Here is an 18,923-nt window from a genome sequence, read left to right on the forward strand (position 1 = left end):
TGTCACGAATCATTAGATTGATCACTTGATTTTAATTGATATACAGCATACTGAGAAAAAGCCAAAATGGCAAAAACAATGACCGTGACGAATAAAAAGGACATGCCTTCAAAAAAAGGAAGAAACAACGCCAATATAGCATTTGTAAAAAATCCTCGCTGGTACCAAACGTTGCTCAATTGCTTCATAAAGGCAACAAAAACCATCATGGAAAAGGAAAATACAATTAACACGGTTGTAAAATAAGGGAATTCATGTCTCATTTCAAAAGTAAAAACCATATATAGAACTAGTCCCATTGTTAGACCAATTAACGTTATTCTGTCTTTCACCATAGTCGTTCTCCTTTCTTATATCTAACTATATTATATCTAAGAATACGAACAGTGAGAAGGGAGTCAGGAAAAGCAGATGGTCTACATATTAAAAAGGAAGGAATGATCAAGATGAAAGCAGTTATTTTTGATTTAGATGGTGTGTTAGCAAATACAGTAGAATTCCATTATTTATCTACGAAGAAAGTGGCAGACGTACTAAATGTTCCGTTCACACGTGAGATGAATCAACAATTTCAAGGAATGAATCGGAATCATTTGATCAAACACCTTCTTAAACATACGGAGAAACCTTTTAGTGATAAAGACATAAAAACATACGGAACGTTAAAAAATAAGACTTATCAAAATCTTATTCAAACGCTTAAACCGGAAGATGTGTTACCTGGAATGATGACCTTTTTACTTGATTTAAAGAACCAAAACATTCAGACAGCTATTGCTTCATCCAGTTCAAACGCTAAAACAGTTTTAGAAAAGTTAGAGATCGTTTCTTTTTTCGATACGATTGTTCCTGCAGCTTCTATTACTAAAATGAAACCAGACCCAGAAATTTTTTTACGAGCGGCTGACGATTTACACGTACCTTACAATGAGTGTGTGGCAATAGAAGATAGCGAAGCTGGAATGCAAGCAATTCAAGCAACAACAATGTTTTCTGTCGGGATTGGAAGTGATCCTCTTGTGAAAACAGCAGATTGGCATGTTTATAAAACGGAAGATCTGACATTGACAACGCTAATTGAAAAATTCGAATGTAAAAATAACAAGCGATAATTCCGATTTCCATAGGTAAAACTACCGACATGAAGATTCCTTGTTCATATTCTCCTTCTTTTAAGGTAAAATGACAAGTAGCAGATCTTATGACTATGTCATAATTTCAATTCGACTGTCAGAGAAATGGCAAGAAGAGTTTGAAACGATATCATTTTTTATGAAGGAAAGGGAGAGGGAATCATATGAGTAAACGTGTTGTCGTAACAGGACTGGGGTCTATTAACCCTTTAGGAAATGATATACAAACGAGTTGGGGAAAAGTGAAAGAAGGCATTTCAGGTATTGAAACGATCACAAAATTTGATATGTCCAACTACCAAGTAAAAGTTGCTGGGGAAGTGAAAGACTTCACCGCGAAAGATTATATGGATTTCAAAGAAGCACGAAGAATGGCTCGTTTCACACAGTTTGCTGTGGCTGCTAGTAAGATGGCGATGAATGACGCCGCGGCTGTCGTCGGAAAAGATGTGGATGCAGAACGCATTGGCGTCTGGATTGGTTCGGGCATAGGTGGACTAGACGAATTTGAAGACCAACATAAAAAATTTTTAAATAAAGGACCAAGGCGTGTAAGTCCATTTATTATTCCGATGTTTATTCCTGATATGGCATCCGGTCGTGTATCAATAGAATTAGGTGCAAAAGCGATGAACAATTGCTCTGTTACCGCCTGTGCATCAGGTGCTAATTCCATAGGTGATGCGTTTAGAGTTGTTCAAAAAGGCGATGCTGATATGATGATCGCCGGAGGAGCGGAAGCGTCGATTACTGAAATGACGCTTGCTGGTTTTTCTAATATGACGGCATTATCGAACAATCCTGATCCTGCAACTGCCAGCCGCCCATTTGATAAAGAACGTAATGGTTTTGTGATTGCAGAAGGTGCTGGTATCCTTATTTTAGAAGAATTAGAACACGCGAAGGCCAGAGGAGCAAAAATATATGGGGAAGTAGCCGGTTATGGTGCTACTGGAGATGCATATCATATTACAACACCAGCACCGAATGGGGAAGGTGGCCAAAGAGCAATGAGACAAGCGCTCAAAGATGGCGATATTGCACCAGAAGATGTCGATTACATCAATGCACACGGGACATCAACACCGTATAACGATTTGTATGAAACGCAAGCAATCAAAGAGGTGTTTGGACCACACGCTTACCAATTGTCCATTAGTTCTACGAAATCGATGACAGGTCATCTTTTAGGGGCTTCAGGAGCAGTCGAGGCAATATTTTCTCTTCTAGCAATAAAAGAATCCGTTATGCCACCGACAATCAACTATCATACCCCTGATGATGAAATGGATTTAGATTACGTACCTCTTCATTCAAAACCAAAAGAATTAGATGTTGTTCTATCAAACTCTCTTGGTTTTGGTGGACATAATGCAACATTATTGTTCAAAAAATACACATAATGATAGGAACCAACTATCTTAATATGATGGTTGGTTTTTTCAATCTCTTTTCATCCTAGATAAAATCCGCTATAGTAATAGACGTAAGGACGGTGGAGATGGTGAAAACAATATCAGATAAACAAATACAACATAAAGATGAGCTAGATTTAACGGCAGAAGAAAAATTTCGTTTTCAAAGAGTGGAACATAAAAAACAACAAGATACATTTGAAGTGGCATTTTGCGGTCATTTCTCAGCAGGGAAGTCAACGATATTAAATAAACTTTTACAAGCAAACGTGCTTCCAACAAGCCCTATTCCAACAAGTGCGAACGTGATTCATATTCGCCAAGGTGATTTATCTTTATCGGTGCATAGTGAGGATAAAGATGACCTCATTTTTAACGGGGATATCCCTTGGGAACAAGTTCGAGAATGGGGCATGGACGGAAACGAATCAACTGGATTAACCATACACGCGCCGCTTCCATTTTTGGGATCCCATGGCTGTATTGTTGATACACCAGGAGTAGATTCTACAGATGAAAACCACGAAACGGTGACAGTTGAGCAACTATATACGACAGACGCTATTGTTTATGTTATGGATTACAATCATGTTCAGTCAGAGACAAATATCTATTTTTTAACGCAACTTTCTACTTTACAAAAACCAATTTATGTCGTCATTAATCAAATAGATAAACATAACGAAGCGGAAATTTCTATTGAAAACTTTAAATCTTCCGTCTTACAAATGATGAAAGAGTGGGACATATCCTTTATCGATATGTTTTTCACATCCATGAAACATCACGACCATCATTTAAATCAATTTAGTGAATTTGAAAAAAAGCTTAAGTCGTTACTTTATAATAGCGAGAAATTGTTAGATGGCTCACGCACGCTGATTGAAAAAGGATTTTATGAATCTATTAAAAGTAGAGTTCAGGAAGAAAAACAAGCAGCTATTCAAGATGTTTATCACACCATTCAAGAACAAGGTTATAATCCGTCAGATATGGAGAAACAAGCAGAGATTCAACAAGACTTATATAAAATGAAACATTTTGATGAGGAAACAAGAGAAAATTATAATAAAGAGCTGAAAAGTTTGTTTCAAAATGTGACGTTATTTCCATATACCACAACGGAATTAGTTAGAAATTGGTTGGAATCTGTTCAACCTGGTTTTAAAATGGGATTGCTGTTTTCAAGTAAAAAAACAAACCAAGAACAACAAAGACGCTCGAAACTACTTACAGATGAACTTCAAGATAAAATAAAATCACAACTTTTGTTTCACGTGCGAGAATATTTCCAGCGAGTGGACAGAAAACAGTTATCTAATCCGGAGGAATTTGAAACAAGTTTACAAGCCATTTCCATTGACGTTACAGATGAATGGTTACGTGACCAAGTTATTTCGGGGCCGATAAGTAGAGAATATATCTATACATTTACGGATGATGTGACGAAAAAAATCGTTAAAATAATTCAACAACGAGCGTCACATACGTTAGATACCTATATAAAAGGCATGAGCAACACAATGGAAAACCACATTAAAATGTTACAAGAGAAGCTAGATACGTTAAATGACTTGAAACCGTATCAAAATCAAATAGACCATATCAATCAAACATGTGATAAAAAAGTCAGCAGAATGGATGCATCTTTGAAAAACCTTCCAAAACTTCGCGATTTTTATGAAGTCATAAGAGAAACAAATCAATTAGGGTACCCATCTGTACACCTTGATATCTTTGACCATATTCATATACCTGAAACATCCGTTATTAATCGTGAGGAAGAATATGAAAAAGAATCGGACGAACTCATTTTCTCCGAAGCAGAAGTAAAACAATGGATGAAAGAAACAAAAATGATTCTAGAGAAGCGTCAAGATTCAACGATTCTACAAAAGGAGCGAAACCAACTTCTAGACCGGATCCGTCGGAACGAAAAACAATCATATGTCGTTTCGCTGTTCGGTGCATTTAGCGCTGGAAAATCAAGTTTTGCAAATGCTCTGTTGGGAGACGATGTTATGCCCGTTTCTCCCCATCCGACAACAGCTACTGTATTGACTGTTCAACAATCTGAGAATGATAAACAACACGGAACAGCAGTCATTACAATAAAATCAAAACAAGCATTGGAAAAAGAAGTTAAATCGATTGGTCACTCATTAGATCTCACGTTAGATATGGACACATTTATGAATAAATGGAAACCGAATGAGCAAACCTTCGTTTCTAACTGGCAAAAAACGAGTACGAATTATTTATCAGTGATTAAAAATAGTTTACAGGAAACATCGTTTGAACTTGGTGAAACAATGACGATTACCCACAATCAACTTCAATCATTTGTCGCCGAAGAAAAAACAGCCTGTTTAGTGGAAAAAGCAACTCTTTACTATGACTGTGAACTTACTCAAAATGGGATCGTTTTAGTCGATACTCCTGGTGTGAACTCGATTCATGCTAGGCACACAAACGTTGCTTTTCAGCAATTACGTCATTCGGATGCGGTATTTTATTTAACATACTATAATCATGCTTTTTCTAAAGCTGACCACTACTTTTTACAACAATTAGGTAAGGTAAATGAAAGCTTTGCCCACGACAAACTGTATTTTATTATCAATGCAGAAGATTTAGCGGAAAACCCTGGTGAAATCAATGGTGTGAAACATCACGTCAAAGAACAATTAAAACGAAATGGAATACAGGAACCGAGGTTATATTCCCTTTCAAGTAAACAAGGGCTTTCTGAGAAAAAGGGAAACCAAAAGGGTGAATCATCCGAATCAAGCTTTGCTCAATTCGAACATATTTTTTACGAGCGTACCATTTTAGAGTTAAAATCATTAAGTTTAACTATTTTACAGCATCATTTAGAGCAGTTTTCGAAAAAATTAGAAGATACCGTTCGGTTTATGAACGAAGACAAAGCGTCACAACAACAAAAACAAGCAGACATCAAACATACAACTCAACAAGAAATAGCGAGAGTGAAAAATGCTCCATTTGGTCATGCTGTGCAAGATGTGCAACATGAATTGGACCAATTTTCTTTATATCTTCGCCAGCGAATGATGTATGTGTTAAATGATTATTATCCTTCCGTGATAAATGTTTCAATATTAACAGGATCAACAAAGAAACAATTACATGACCAACTTACTAGTGCGATCCAAGAGTGGAGAGGGCTAGGTGAACAGTTTTTGAAACAAGAATTAGAAGCCATTTCTATACGATTGGAAAATGTCATAAAAAAAGCGACAGAGAAGTGGCTTATCGCTGAAAGAAATTCTATTATAGAGGAGTTACCATATTTCTTTATTGAAGAACAAATTGATCGAGTAAAGCTTCCGATTGCAATTGGGGATATTGCATTTCCGATAGAAACAAAACCATATTTACCGTTTCTAAAATCTAAAAAAGATTTTTTTGAAAACAACAAATCAAAAGAGTTAAAAGAAATCATCGTAGCTGACGGAACAGAAATTGCTTCTTCCATTATTTCAGCTTATGAGGAATCCTTTCGACAAGCAACACTTGACGTGTTAAGTGATCTCGAAAAAGAAATGAAAAACAGATTAATTGAAGGTATTCAAGAAGAAAGCATTCGCTTGGATGCGATTCTTGATAAACAAGAACAAGAAAACATTCGTCAAGAGCTATCGGCATTAACATCGGTCACACAGCCTGCATTCATAAAATAGTTGATTTAGGGTCACCTTAATCATGACAATGGAGGTGACATCTATGGGAAAACAAAAAGGACATCGCAATAAACAAGCAGGTAGTGCGATAACAGAAAGCGTTAATCCGTTAGGACAAGCCCCAGATGATGAAAATAAAGGGGAAGTTTTAAGTAGAGAACAAGAACGAGCAAAAAAGAAAAATACGAAATAAAGAAAAAGTCGTCTCTAACGGGAGACGACTTTTTTGTGTCTGATTCTCTCTAACCTGAATAAACTTATAGAAAATAAAGGAGGAGTGACCACCTTTGAAAAAATATACCTATGTTGATTTATTACTCGCTTTGGATGTTCAAGCGGCACACCCTGGAGGACTTGAATTAACGAAACGATTATTAGCGACTCAGCCAATTGATTCAAAAACATGCGTATTAGAAGCGGGCTGTGGCAAAGGGGAAACGGCGGCATATTTATCAGAGTCCTACCACTGCCAGGTGGTGGCGATTGATCATCACCCTGATATGGTAGCAAAAGCCGTATCAACGTGCGCTCCCTTTCCAAATGTTCATGTTAAGGAAGCAACCATTGAAGAGTTGCCCTTTCCTAATGACTCGTTTGATCTTATATTATCTGAATCGGTGTTAGCCTTTCTCCAGGCAGAAACAGGATTAAAAGAAATGTACCGGGTCTTAAAAAAAGACGGAAGCTTAATATTATTAGAAATGTCACAAAAAACTTCGATGGAAGAACCAGAGATAGAAGAAATAAAACGTTTTTATGGCATTCATAAGATACATTCCAAAAGCGACTGGAAAAAATTATTAAACGATGTAGGTTTTTCTAAAGTGGATCAACTAAATATAACGACCGAAGGGGAAGAAGGAGTGGATGTGACAATTACGGAAAATATGAATGATGAATTATTACAATTATTAGATGAACATAACCGATTAATGAGTAAATATGGAGATGAATTAACCTATTCAGTTTTTCACTGTGAAAAATAGCCATCATTATTTCCAATAATTAGAAGTGTCATTCGCACAACCACGGGTTTAGCCAATTCGAAAAAGGGAACATCATGATATGGTCACTGAAAAAAATGAATGATCTAAACGAAACATCTTTTAGGCTATGTATCAAGAAAGCACAGGTGAATTTGATGCCCTTTATTCGAATTTTATTAACTGGGATAGCAAAACTTCTCAGTAAAGTATTTAGTATGGCTACACTGACTTTTTTCGGGAGAATTCCAACCCAAGATAGTTCTATCATCAGTTTTATGGGAATCGCATCGTTATATTGGCTTTATATTGCCGCTTCCGTCTTATTTCCAGACTTAGCAGAAATGTTTATTCCTTTCATTCCAGATGATGAAACGCTTATCAGAATTATTTCGATAGCACTTGCTATTTTATTACCATTATCCGTTGGTTTTGCCTCAACGAAAATAGAGAACAGAGATAAAGACTTTTCCTTCGTCAAACAGTTACTGATGGGGTTTCCCTATTCCTTTATCCTAGGTTCATTATCTATGCTGCTCGTTGTCATCATACCATTACTAAAATTACCAAGTTTATTGAAGATGCACCGACAAGAACAGTTTGCGATCATGATTCGAAAAGGAAAATACGATAAGGTATTAGATGAAATAACATCGATTTTAAAGGATTATGATTTACATGTGTCTATTCATGATCCGAAAAAACCAGTTTGGTATTGTTTTGTGGTGCTTAGCTTCGTGTTAGAACATATTTTCAATAAAAAAATTAGTAAAAAGATGAACTATATTAACGTTGAAATTGACAATGAAACAGTGGAAGTGACCATTCATGCAACAGATATTTCTATATTAGGACCGAAAAATGAAGTCCTGCAAGTGAAACATATTTTATCAGAAGAATTAAAACCTGAACATTTGTTTTTTTCGTGGGATGATTCCGTCCAACAAATAGAAGATGAAATTAATCAGTTAAATCATAAGGTAGAAAAAGGAGAATCATTTGAGTGGGATAAACTGCAGGATATAACTGCTCGTCTTCGCAGATCTTCGCTTGAAAACGAAGATTGGAATGCAATCCGTAGACAAATATACAAACTTGAACGTGACTATTATCAAATAACTAAATAATTGTAAGGAAAGGCTGGAGTCTATAGATTTGTAGATTTCAGCCTTTTTCTTAGCATTTAGAATTAATAAGAGACATGTAAAACAAGTTAGAGTGAATCATTTTTTGATTCAAATGATATTATTCACAAAAAATAATGTTGACATAGGTTTTATCCCCGTCATATACTTATATTATTAATTCCGAGTATTATCATAGGAAAAGTTAAGTTGAGGTGGGAAAATGGAAAAAGTCGCAATTAATCATGTAGAAAAAACCTTCCCTGGCAAAAGCAAAAATGAATCATTTACGGTTTTTAAAGATATATCATTAACTGTCGCACCAGGTGAGTTTGTATCTTTGTTAGGCCCCTCCGGTTGTGGGAAATCGACGTTGTTAAATATCGTTGCTGGCTTAGATCAAGCTACCGAGGGTGACGTTACAGTCGGCACAGAAAAAATCAAATCTCCTGGATCAGATCGTGGTGTTGTCTTTCAAGAAGCGGCATTAATGCCTTGGTTAACTGTACTAGAAAATGTCATGCTTGCCACGAAAAAAAAGATGAATAAGGAAGACGCTAAAAGTTCCGCTGAAAAATATCTGAAACTTGTTCATTTAAGTAAGTTTTTACACTCCTATCCTCATGAACTTTCTGGTGGGATGAAGCAACGTGTCGCTATTGCAAGAGCTTTATCCATGGACCCAAAAGTGTTATTAATGGATGAACCATTTGGCGCGCTCGATGAGCAAACAAGAATGATGCTGCATAGAGAAGTTCAATTTATTTGGGAAGAAACGAAAAAAACTATTTTGTTTGTCACCCATAATATTCGTGAATCCATTTTGCTTTCCGATCGAATTGTGCTCATGGGCACTCGACCAGGAGGGATTCGAAAAATATATTCCGTTGATTTACCAAGGCCCCGAGATCCTGCTTCACCGGAATTTATCCAACTAGAACAAGACATTATGTCTATTCTAGGAGGAGAAATTGAAAAAGTGATGAAGGAGGAGATGGGAGATGACTTCAATTCTAAGAAAGCTAGTCTTCTTTACGGCACTGATCGTAATATGGGAAATCATATTTAGAGTATATTCTCAACAAACGACATACTTTCCCTCACCTTTAGGGTCTGTTCAGCAATTGTATATTGGGTTATTTGATACTGGTATATTAGCAACCGCGTTAGCAGAAAGTTTGCAACGAATTTCGATTGGTTTTAGTTTAGCTCTCCTTATTGGTGGTCTACTTGGTGTGATTATCGGTGTTTCTAAGTTAGCAGACGAAACCTTAGGTTCATTAGTTATTGCTTTGCAGTCCGTTCCTAGTATCGTATGGTTACCAATTGCACTTGTCTTGTTTCAAGGAGGAGCAGGAGCTATTTACTTCGTTGTCATTTTAGGCGGAACTTGGGCTATGACTTTAAATGTCCGAATGGGAATTAAAAATGTCCAACCAATCTTAATTCGAGCAGCAAAAACAATGGGCTATAAAAATAGTGAATTAATTTGGAAAGTCATGCTTCCAGCCTCTATACCATCTGCTTTAACAGGGGCAAGGCTTGCATGGGCATTTGGTTGGCGCGCCTTAATGGCAGCAGAACTTATTGGTCGCGGTGGATTAGGTCGAACATTAATGGATGCACGCGATTTCTTCAATATGGATCTTGTCGTTGCAATTATGATCATTATTTCGTGTATCGGATTAATCGTCGAGTACTTTATATTTAGCAAAATCGAGAAAAAAGTATTATCTCGCTGGGGACTTACTAACTCAGCATCATAAACGAGGAGGAAATAAAATGAAAAAATTAATTAGTGGAATAACAATAGCATCGGTAGCTTTCCTATCAGCATGTGGCCAAGGGGACGAAGAATCATCTGCAACTAACTCTAACAATAACGAAGGAACGGTAGATTCTTCCGGCGATTCAGATAATAGCGAAGTGAATATTGGTTATTTTCCTAACCTCGATCACGCTGCTGCCATTGTTGGGAAAGAAAAAGGATTTTTCGCAGATGAAATGGGTGATAACATCGATTTTCAAAACTTTCCAAATGGAAATGAGTTTATGGAATCCCTTGATACGGGTGTAATTGACATGGGTTACGTTGGACCAGGACCGGCAATAAATAGTTTTCTAGCAGGTTCTGACGTCGTTGTTATAGGTGCTGCTGCTAATGGTGCCACACTAATTGTTTCAAGAGAAGACTCTGGACTTCTTACACTCGAAGATTTTCCAGGAAAATCTTTTGCAACACCCGGGAACGGATGTACTCACAATGTTCAGTTAGAGAAAATGTTGCAAGAAAAAGGGATGAAGACGAATCGTCGTAATGGAGAAGTTGAACATCAATCTAGAGTAAACCCTGCCAGCATGGTTGCGATGTTTGAACAAGGACAAATTGATGCAGCAGCAGCTCCTGAACCTTGGGGAACACTTCTTGTAGAAGAGCATAATGCTAATGTCGTAACAGAATGGGATGAGGTATTTTTAGGCGAAGAATTAGCGAGTGTTGTTTTAGTCACAACAAATGAATTTATAGAAGAAAACCCAGATCAAGTAGAGCAAGCGTTAAAAGCTCACAAACGTTCCGTTGAATTTGCCCAAAACAACGAAGCAGAAACACTAGAATCAGTGAATGATTTAATTTATGATCTAACGCAAACAAGATTGCCAGAACATGTATTAGAAAAAGCTTGGCAACGAATGGTCATTACAACAGAAACACATGCTGATGCTTTGCAACAATGGGCTGACGCTTCTTATGAGCAAGAGTTTATGAATGAAGATCCAAACTTAGATGGTTTTGTTGATACATCTATCTTAGATCAACTAATGGAAGAGTAGTTGCACAAAAGAAAACTGATGTTGCTTAGGATTTTCTCCTACAACATCAGTTTTTTTGTATTATTATCATGAATTAGCCCAAGCAGAGTCAGATTCAAAGAATAAGATAAACGAATACTGATTGAGAGAGGAGGGAAACGAATGAAAGAAAAAGAAAACGAGCAAGTAGAAGAGAAACAACAAAAGAAAGAGGTACCACCTCCAAAAGATCCTTGGGCTGAGCTACTATTTGGTAGAAAAGTAAAAAGGCATCCCACTCAAGAAGAAAAAGAACAAACAGACATCAATGTAAACGAAACCAAGAAAGGGGAGTCAAAACAAAATAACCCATTTTCATGGATTTAAATACAACTGGAATATAAAGGGTGTTATTTAACCTAACAAGATAGATGAAAGATAATCTATAGTCTTATATAATTTGATTTAGCAAGTCATTCGAGTTATGAGGAGGTTATGTGAAAATGTTAAAACAAGATTTGAAACTAAATGAGTCCGTCGCGATGTCCAATGTTTTGGCAATTGTTCACGTCAGTAGCTTATACGAAAGTGATGTATATATTTTGAAAGATAACATTGCTTATAACTCGAAAAATATTTTAAGCCTAGTTCAAGGGATGATTCATTTGAAAAAGGACGCCGTTATTACTGTGCAAGCGGAAGGTCACGATGCGAATGATGCCGTCAATCACATCCGTCATTTAGTTGAAAATGCGATGTCTAGCCCTTCACTAATACATGAACATTCATAAGAGACAATCGGGTATTATTGTAACCCTTTAGCAAAAGTTATCACACTGCTTTTAATAAAATCATCAACTGGAACAGCGGCTACTTTTTTTCCTGAAATAAATTGGGAAGAAAAGTAGCCTAAATTCATCCACAAAAAATTCATCACTTGTAATTCAATATTGATGTCCTTCGCTACTTTCCCCTTTTTGACCATTTCAGCTAAATAGTTACATAAATACGTCTTGACCAGTTTCGGGTTTTCTGTGAGTCCTTCAGAAATTTCATCATGAATATTACATTCTTTATAAGCGAGTAAAACAATTTTTTTATTTTTCTCCATAAACGTTTGATACGTTTTACTTACATTTGCCAAGTCTGTCTTTAGGTCATACGTAAGTTCTTCTGTGAAAATTTTCTTCATAGAAAAAGCAAAAGAGTATTTTTTAATAATTCCATTAAGTAGTTCTTGTTTATTGGAGAATTTTCGAAATAATGTCATTTCTGAGACTCCTGCTTCTGCTGCAATTTCTCTTACCGTAGCAGAGGAATATCCTTTTAAATGCATGATGTCAATTGCTGCGTTTAAAATTTTTTCTTTCGTTTCATCCATCTTTTTTTTTCCTCCTATGTGAAATCATCATCTAGTTTTTTTGTTAAGTGTTTCTTAGCAGTTTGCTATCTTCTTGATTTTGGTCCTACTGATAAAATATCATACTTCTATATCATTAAATACATTACTCTGTCGTTTTATTACTAAGTTCTCTTTTTCAATTCAACCACTATTCTTAGGGTGAAAACTCATCTATTCTCTTTCTTGCTATCATTTGATATAATACATGTTGTCCATGTAAACTATAATCTATAGCTTAATAAATATCGAATTCATTGAAACTTACTAACAAAAGATGGACAATACTTATTTAATTTTTAAAAAGTGGGGAATGAACTCTTGAAATTAACTCCTGAACAACGCATTCAATTGCATGAATTTAACAACTTAACAAAGTCTCTTAGTTTTAACATGTATGATGTCTGTTATACGAAAACGAAAGAAGAAAGAGAAGCTTACATTAAATACATTGATGAACAATATAATGCTGATAGGTTAACGACTATATTAAAAGATGTAGCCAGTGTCATAGGTGCCCATGTTTTAAATATTGCCAAACAAGATTATGAACCTCAAGGTGCTAGTGTGACAATGCTCGTTTCAGAAGGACCAGTAGAAGAAGCACCAGACTCCGCTTTTGAAGAGTCTCCTGGACCGTTACCAGAGTCCGCTGTATTACATTTAGACAAAAGTCATATTACGGTGCACACGTATCCTGAATATAATCCAGCTGATGGAATTAGTACATTTCGAGCAGATATAGACGTATCAACATGTGGAGAAATTTCACCTTTAAAAGCTTTAAATTACATGATTCATTCGTTCGATACAGATATTATGACGATGGATTATCGTGTTAGAGGATTTACAAGAGATGTGAGTGGTCATAAACATTTTATCGATCATGACATTAATTCGATACAGAACTACATCCCGGACGAAGTGAAAGAACTATTTGATATGATTGACGTAAACATCTATCAAGAGAATATTTTTCATACAAAATGTAAGTTGAAAAATTTCGATTTAGATAACTACTTGTTTGGTTATAACAAGCGAGAATTATATTTAAACGAACAAGAGGAGATTACTGACAAGCTAAAACACGAAATGGATGAAATTTATTATGGGAAAAATATGAAACGGACTTAACAAATCGATTCTAATTTTTCGATTACAGACCAGAACTACCGAATAGTTCTGGTTTTCATTATATGGAAACGCGATTCATTTTCTGACAAAATGTGTGAAGGTGGTGTAAATATGAATATGATGCCGTACCTTATCATTGCAGGAATCATCTGTATTGCAGCACTTATAGGGACAATTATGGTAGGAATTAATCCTAGAGATGACGAATATGAAAAGAAAACAAAAAAACATTTCACGAACATGTCGATCATCTATTTTGTAACTTTTGTCCCTGCACTCATATTAACAATTGTTTATTTTATTTATGGGTAGATTAATAAAGTTAATGAAAGAGATGTGATGGAAAATGACTAATAAGGCTAAACCGATAAAATTAATCGCATTAGATATGGACGGAACATTACTAATGGACAACCATGACGTATCTAAAGCAAATCGACAGGCTATCGCCTTAGCAAAAGAAAAAGGGGTAGATGTCGTAATATGTACAGGGCGTTCTTTAATGGCATGTCAAGATTATGCGGATGACTTGGAGTTAAATTCCTATATAGTTACTGGGAACGGAAGCGAAATTTGGCACACTTCAGGTCAATTGATTGAACGAAATCTTTTGAAAAGTGAACTAGTGAACATGATGTGGGAATTAAGAAACGAACATAAAACCAACCATTGGGCAGCATCCGTAGATAAAGTATGGAAAAATGAGATGCCAGAAGACATTCTCAACTATGAATGGTTAAAATTTGGGTTTGATACAACTGATAACGATGCAAGAGACGTCATTTTTGATCTATTATCAAAACATCCAGAGCTTGAAGTAAGTAATTCTAGTTTAACAAACATTGAAATAAACGCCGTTGGGGTAAATAAAGCAGTGGCAATTAAAAAGCTTTGCAGCTTTCTAAATATTTCGATGGATAATGTTCTTTCGATGGGGGATAGTTTGAATGACATGGCGATGATTACAGAAGCAGGACTTGGCGTCGCAATGGGTAATGCACAAGAGATTGTGAAAGAATCTGCAGATTGGATCACGTATTCAAACAATGAAGATGGCGTTGCTCATGCGATCCACAAGTTTGTTTTAAATGCATAACAGAATTATTCAGATGAGCTTTACAACGTCTATAATAGGAGAACTTATATGAATAACATCTTTGAGTTAATCATTATTTTTATACTAGTTGCTTTTCTCTCCTATATTCCCATAATCGGACCTTATTTCAAATTATTTAATACGATGATTCATGAAACAGGGCATGCTCTTGCTGCCATACTAAGTGGTGGGAGAGTACGCTCTATCTCACTTTTTCAAAATACAGGTGGGTTAGCTATAACGAGTCATCGAGGTTTCATAGGAAGAGTATTTACATTACTGGCCGGTTATCCAACTGCGTCTGTTTTTAGTGTTGCATATATTTTCGCATTAACAGAAGGGTGGTACACCTATATTGCAATGACCCTTGCTGTTATTCTTGTATACAATGTTATTTTTTGGGTGAGAAATATCATTGGTTGGGTGTGGATTGTTTCCGTTCTTGCAGGTCTTTATTTTCTTTATACAAACCAATATTGGACTAGCTTTGAATTAGGATTAACAATTATTGGACTTATGTTATTGATGCAAGCTTTCTTAAGTGCATGGGTTGTTTTTATCATATCTTTAAAGGATAAGCACGAGGCAGGGGATGCAAGCATCTTAGCAAACACTACAAAGCTTCCTGCGATTTTATGGGGAAGTTTTTTTGTTCTTCAAGGAGCGGGATTTTTTATATTAGGTGCTTCCGTTTGGTTAGGGTTTGATATAATCACGTTTGTACAAGTCAATGTCCTTCATTAATGGCTCTGTTGCTATAGAGGTGTTCAGAGAAAAAGTGAACACCTGCTATACTTTTCACCTGTTGAATTCGCTGTGTTTACTTCGAATGCTTCTAGCGGCATACGAGGTAGGTCTCACGAAAACATTTTTGAACCATCATGATTTCTTTGAATTAAATAGCTGAATCATTTGTGATTCCCTTATTTGTTGATCATCTTCCGAAGCAAGGTCATATTTCTTTAATAAATGGAAGGCTTCATTCAATTCAAGTTGGGATAACCCAGATTTTAAATATAATTCCCATTGGTCAGCTATTGTTTCAGGCAAATACTCTCGTTGACTTTGGTATTTGTTGTGTACATCTTCTAACGTATGATCGATGTTACATTTCCCCATAATTAAGCTCCTTTCCACTCTGAATAAATTTAAATCTAGCTTCATAATTTTAATAAATATTGGGTAAAAAAGCAATTTCTGATAAACAAGTACGTTTCCCTTTATTCCACTGTAAATCTCTACTATACTGAAATCAACCGGAGGTGAAAAAATGGTCAAAAAATATTTCACTGTAGAAGAAGCAAATCAAATGATTCCATCCATCACGAAAGAACTGATAGAATTAAAAAATCTTCAATCAGACTTTGATGTGCAACTAAAACACTTAAATAAACTAAAAGAAATGAAAAAAGAACACGTACAAACACAGACAGAAAGTATTTTCAAATTGGAAAGTCAGTTAGAATTTCTTGAAATGCAAGCACAACTCCATGTTACTAATATTCAAAATACAGGTGCTCAACTGAAAGGAATCGATCCAGGATTAATTGACTTTCCATCCGTAAAAGAGGATGAAGATATCTTATTGTGTTGGAAAGAGGGAGAGGAAGAAATTCAACATTACCATTCTGCACAAGAAGGTTTTGCTGGACGTAAACCACTAGACAACCATCAAGAAGAAGATTAAAAAGCGTGCATTTTACGTGCACGCTTTTTTTTGATCTATTCCCTAGTAAACTCATCGAAATTATTGTATAGTTATTTTGAGGAGAGTGATCAGCATGTCTATTCCAAAACCACTTGTACAGTTAAACCAATCATTTATTGTTTTATCCTGTATCATAGCATTTATATTGAATCATTGGTTATTACTCATTCCATTTATTGTTGGTGTTATTACTTTAATTACGAAGAAAAACCCACTTATACAAGTGGGCAAAAGATTTTTACGAAAACCTTTAAAAGATTATAAGTTGGAAGATCGTGATCAACAATTATTTAATCAATGGATTGCAACGTTCTGTTTAGGATTCTCACTACTATTTTTTCAACTAGGCTTTTACACAATAGCTTATAGTTTAAGTGTTCTCGTCGTTATTGCTGCCGGTTTAGCGTTGATGGGTTATTGTATCGGTTGTACCATTCGATATCGTTACAAAATGTGGAAATTTAATCGAGTTTCTTAACGTTTGGAGTAAGCCGTTCACTCTAATACTGTTATTTCAACATCTTTTCGTCCAAATTCTAGGGCATCATCACGATCTGGCATAAATAAGTCAATTCGATGTCCTTTTATTGCCCCTCCAATATCACCTGCTATCGCTTCTCCATACCCTTCAACATATACTTTTGAGCCTAACGGAATGACATTTGGATCTACGGCAATCACTTTTTTGTGTGGGTTATTCCTTAAATCTAAACCTGTATACGTAATTCCTGAACAACCTTCACAGTATGCTGTGTAAGCTGTAGCTTCCATTGTCATCACTTTTCCTTCAACAGTGCTACTGTTTGAAGATTCGTCATTGGATGAACTTGATTCCTCTTGCTCAGACTGTTCTGATTCACCTTTATCATTTCCTCCAGAGTCTTCTTGTTCAATGGACGCACTATCCTGTTCAGTGGCCCCACTATCCTCTGATGACTCTGTGTTTTCTGATCCTCCCGAGTTTGATGATGAAGACGAGTGAGAGGAGGATGTCGATTGACTGCTTTGCTGCGACCTGTTACCCAAGATTGCTTCATGCAATGCGCCATACGTTTCAGGCCCTGCTAAACCATCGATTGCAATTTCCTGTTCTGTCTGAAAATCGATCACTGCTTGATAAGTAAGTGGCCCAAACTTGCCATCCAATGCACCTTGATAGTAACCTAGTTGTTGCAGATCTTCTTGAAGGTAAAGGACGACGTTTCCTTCATCACCTTCTCTTAATATCTTCAATGCACCAATGGTTTGTTCGCCAGCCAACCCATCTATATATATGTCTGCGTCCTTTTGAAAGGATAAAACGGACGCTTTCGTTTTATCATCAAAAACTCCCTCTTTCACATCTGAACGATCTTCTAAGTAACCCCTCTGGTCTAGTAAATCTTGTAATTCTGTTACATGGGAATGCACTTTTCCATTTCCTAATAATTTATCTCCAAACGTTTGATCTTCATTTGCTGCTGTAGAACTAGAATCAAAAATCACAAACGCAGTAAATATAAAAAGGAACGTTGCTATACACTTCGTTGTCAAATGAAATAATTTATTCATGGTTGCCTTCCTCCTTTATGATTAACTCTCTTGCTTATCCTTATAGTCCAAATGCAAAAAATAGTACAATCAATGACATGTTTAATGAATTGAAATATAATTGTAAAAAGAAAACAATGTATGTTTTTCAATAAACGAACACACTTTCTTTGGACGAGTTTTCGATCATAATTGTAAAATGAAAAGGTAAAATGAACCTTTTATTTATCGTTTTCCGACAGAAGACTCCCTCTTCAATCGTGATAAGGGGGGAGATGAATGGCGATTGGCGATAGCCAACAGACTCCCCTCATGATATAATTAGAACAAATGTTCTTGCGAAATAAGGTGACGTCATGGTAGTAAAAAAAGCGTTTAAATTTCGTATTTTTCCTCATCAAAAACAAGTCGAGCTGATAAATAAAACGCTCGGTTGTTCTAGATTCGTGTTCAATTTCTTCCTCGGTAAGCAGAAGCAAAAAGACGCTTACTGGTACATCGTCGAAGACATGGTGCAAAACGGTCAGCTACCTTCAAATAACTGGAAAGGAGAGTTTTTCAACAAATACGCCTCGATGAAGGCGGTTCGCCAGTTAAAAGAGCAGTATCCTTTCTTAAAAGAAGTGGATAGTATTTCCCTGCAAAAGTCCGTTGAAAACTTAGCTGATTCTTACCAACGGTATTATAAAAAACAAACCAAAGCCCCTACATTTAAAAGTAAAAAGAACAAGATACAGTCCTATACCACAAAGCAAACCAATGGAAATATCGCTGTTTCAGGTAAACACATCAAGTTGCCGAAGCTTGGTCTTGTTCGGTTTGCTAAAAGTCGTGACGTGGATGGACGAATCATCAATGCGACCATACGACGCAATCCAAGCGGTAAGTACTTTGTGTCGATCTTAGC

Annotated in this window: 22 protein-coding genes; 18 read left to right on the forward strand and 4 right to left on the reverse strand. The window is 36.1% G+C overall.

The window, feature by feature from the left end; all coding sequences use genetic code 11:
- Nucleotides 1-2: 2 nt before the first annotated feature.
- Complete coding sequence (locus tag QDN89_RS15230; RefSeq protein WP_280771013.1) at nucleotides 3-335, reverse strand: hypothetical protein; 333 nt, start codon at nucleotides 333-335, stop codon at nucleotides 3-5.
- 111 nt (nucleotides 336-446) lie between these two features.
- Here QDN89_RS15230 and pgmB point away from each other — a divergent pair, with 111 nt between their 5' ends.
- From pgmB to QDN89_RS15285, 11 genes are all read left to right on the forward strand, one after another.
- A complete protein-coding gene (gene pgmB / locus QDN89_RS15235) occupies nucleotides 447-1,112 on the forward strand; it encodes a beta-phosphoglucomutase (protein WP_280771014.1) in 666 nt (221 codons plus the stop codon).
- A gap of 185 nt (nucleotides 1,113-1,297) precedes the next feature.
- Nucleotides 1,298-2,536, forward strand: a complete 1,239-nt coding sequence (fabF, locus tag QDN89_RS15240; RefSeq protein ID WP_280771015.1) for a beta-ketoacyl-ACP synthase II — start codon at nucleotides 1,298-1,300, stop codon at nucleotides 2,534-2,536.
- 98 nt (nucleotides 2,537-2,634) lie between these two features.
- Nucleotides 2,635-6,252: a dynamin family protein gene (locus QDN89_RS15245; protein ID WP_280771016.1), complete on the forward strand. Its 3,618-nt coding sequence runs from the start codon at nucleotides 2,635-2,637 to the stop codon at nucleotides 6,250-6,252.
- Nucleotides 6,253-6,295: 43 nt separating this feature from the next.
- Entirely contained in the window at nucleotides 6,296-6,445 is a 150-nt protein-coding gene (locus QDN89_RS15250) for a hypothetical protein (protein WP_280771017.1), read from the forward strand.
- A 94-nt stretch (nucleotides 6,446-6,539) separates the two neighbouring features.
- Nucleotides 6,540-7,238 (forward strand): class I SAM-dependent methyltransferase, encoded by a 699-nt coding sequence (locus tag QDN89_RS15255; RefSeq protein ID WP_280771018.1) that lies wholly within the window; start codon nucleotides 6,540-6,542, stop codon nucleotides 7,236-7,238.
- Between the two features lie 155 nt (nucleotides 7,239-7,393).
- A complete protein-coding gene (locus QDN89_RS15260) occupies nucleotides 7,394-8,362 on the forward strand; it encodes a VIT1/CCC1 transporter family protein (RefSeq protein WP_280771019.1) in 969 nt (322 codons plus the stop codon).
- A gap of 220 nt (nucleotides 8,363-8,582) precedes the next feature.
- Nucleotides 8,583-9,428, forward strand: coding sequence for an ABC transporter ATP-binding protein (locus QDN89_RS15265; RefSeq protein WP_280771020.1), 846 nt, complete (start codon nucleotides 8,583-8,585; stop codon nucleotides 9,426-9,428).
- Nucleotides 9,361-10,125, forward strand: coding sequence for an ABC transporter permease (locus QDN89_RS15270; RefSeq protein WP_280771021.1), 765 nt, complete (start codon nucleotides 9,361-9,363; stop codon nucleotides 10,123-10,125). The genes QDN89_RS15265 and QDN89_RS15270 overlap by 68 nt, the downstream gene beginning before the upstream one ends.
- A gap of 16 nt (nucleotides 10,126-10,141) precedes the next feature.
- Entirely contained in the window at nucleotides 10,142-11,191 is a 1,050-nt protein-coding gene (locus QDN89_RS15275; RefSeq protein WP_280771022.1) for an aliphatic sulfonate ABC transporter substrate-binding protein, read from the forward strand.
- A 141-nt stretch (nucleotides 11,192-11,332) separates the two neighbouring features.
- Nucleotides 11,333-11,536 carry a hypothetical protein gene (locus QDN89_RS15280; RefSeq protein WP_280771023.1) on the forward strand — a complete coding sequence of 68 codons (204 nt, stop codon included), beginning with the start codon at nucleotides 11,333-11,335 and terminating at the stop codon, nucleotides 11,534-11,536.
- A 116-nt stretch (nucleotides 11,537-11,652) separates the two neighbouring features.
- The gene (locus QDN89_RS15285; RefSeq protein WP_280771024.1) at nucleotides 11,653-11,940 is read left to right on the forward strand and encodes an HPr family phosphocarrier protein; all 288 of its coding nucleotides are present in this window, start codon (nucleotides 11,653-11,655) and stop codon (nucleotides 11,938-11,940) included.
- A gap of 14 nt (nucleotides 11,941-11,954) precedes the next feature.
- On the opposite strand, the gene QDN89_RS15290 is transcribed toward QDN89_RS15285, so the two are convergent.
- Entirely contained in the window at nucleotides 11,955-12,530 is a 576-nt protein-coding gene (locus QDN89_RS15290) for a TetR/AcrR family transcriptional regulator (RefSeq protein ID WP_280771025.1), read from the reverse strand.
- A 339-nt stretch (nucleotides 12,531-12,869) separates the two neighbouring features.
- On the opposite strand from QDN89_RS15290, the gene speD reads away from it, so the two are divergent.
- The 4 genes from speD (at nucleotide 12,870) to QDN89_RS15310 (ending at nucleotide 15,522) form a co-directional block, all read left to right on the forward strand.
- Nucleotides 12,870-13,682 carry an adenosylmethionine decarboxylase gene (gene speD, locus QDN89_RS15295; RefSeq protein ID WP_280771026.1) on the forward strand — a complete coding sequence of 271 codons (813 nt, stop codon included), beginning with the start codon at nucleotides 12,870-12,872 and terminating at the stop codon, nucleotides 13,680-13,682.
- A gap of 111 nt (nucleotides 13,683-13,793) precedes the next feature.
- The gene (locus QDN89_RS15300; RefSeq protein WP_280771027.1) at nucleotides 13,794-13,994 is read left to right on the forward strand and encodes a hypothetical protein; all 201 of its coding nucleotides are present in this window, start codon (nucleotides 13,794-13,796) and stop codon (nucleotides 13,992-13,994) included.
- A gap of 34 nt (nucleotides 13,995-14,028) precedes the next feature.
- Nucleotides 14,029-14,778, forward strand: coding sequence for a Cof-type HAD-IIB family hydrolase (locus QDN89_RS15305; protein WP_280771028.1), 750 nt, complete (start codon nucleotides 14,029-14,031; stop codon nucleotides 14,776-14,778).
- A gap of 48 nt (nucleotides 14,779-14,826) precedes the next feature.
- Nucleotides 14,827-15,522 (forward strand): M50 family metallopeptidase, encoded by a 696-nt coding sequence (locus tag QDN89_RS15310; protein ID WP_280771029.1) that lies wholly within the window; start codon nucleotides 14,827-14,829, stop codon nucleotides 15,520-15,522.
- Nucleotides 15,523-15,657: 135 nt separating this feature from the next.
- Here QDN89_RS15310 and QDN89_RS15315 read toward each other — a convergent pair whose 3' ends face one another.
- Entirely contained in the window at nucleotides 15,658-15,897 is a 240-nt protein-coding gene (locus tag QDN89_RS15315; protein WP_280771030.1) for a hypothetical protein, read from the reverse strand.
- A gap of 151 nt (nucleotides 15,898-16,048) precedes the next feature.
- Between QDN89_RS15315 and QDN89_RS15320 the strand changes: the two genes are divergently transcribed.
- Together QDN89_RS15320 and QDN89_RS15325 are read left to right on the forward strand one after the other, a co-directional pair.
- Nucleotides 16,049-16,465, forward strand: a complete 417-nt coding sequence (locus QDN89_RS15320; protein WP_280771031.1) for a DUF2203 domain-containing protein — start codon at nucleotides 16,049-16,051, stop codon at nucleotides 16,463-16,465.
- 94 nt (nucleotides 16,466-16,559) lie between these two features.
- The gene (locus QDN89_RS15325; protein ID WP_280771032.1) at nucleotides 16,560-16,964 is read left to right on the forward strand and encodes a DUF4395 domain-containing protein; all 405 of its coding nucleotides are present in this window, start codon (nucleotides 16,560-16,562) and stop codon (nucleotides 16,962-16,964) included.
- Between the two features lie 17 nt (nucleotides 16,965-16,981).
- Here the strand turns inward: QDN89_RS15325 and QDN89_RS15330 are convergent, their stop codons facing one another.
- Nucleotides 16,982-18,037, reverse strand: coding sequence for a peptidoglycan-binding protein (locus QDN89_RS15330; RefSeq protein WP_280771033.1), 1,056 nt, complete (start codon nucleotides 18,035-18,037; stop codon nucleotides 16,982-16,984).
- Nucleotides 18,038-18,372: 335 nt separating this feature from the next.
- Between QDN89_RS15330 and QDN89_RS15335 the strand changes: the two genes are divergently transcribed.
- Nucleotides 18,373-18,923: helix-turn-helix domain-containing protein (locus QDN89_RS15335; protein WP_280771034.1), on the forward strand; the 551-nt coding region annotated here is incomplete at its 3' end.

Source organism: Salipaludibacillus daqingensis (genome assembly GCF_029891575.1).
In the GTDB taxonomy this organism is placed as follows: domain Bacteria; phylum Bacillota; class Bacilli; order Bacillales; family Salisediminibacteriaceae; genus Salipaludibacillus; species Salipaludibacillus daqingensis.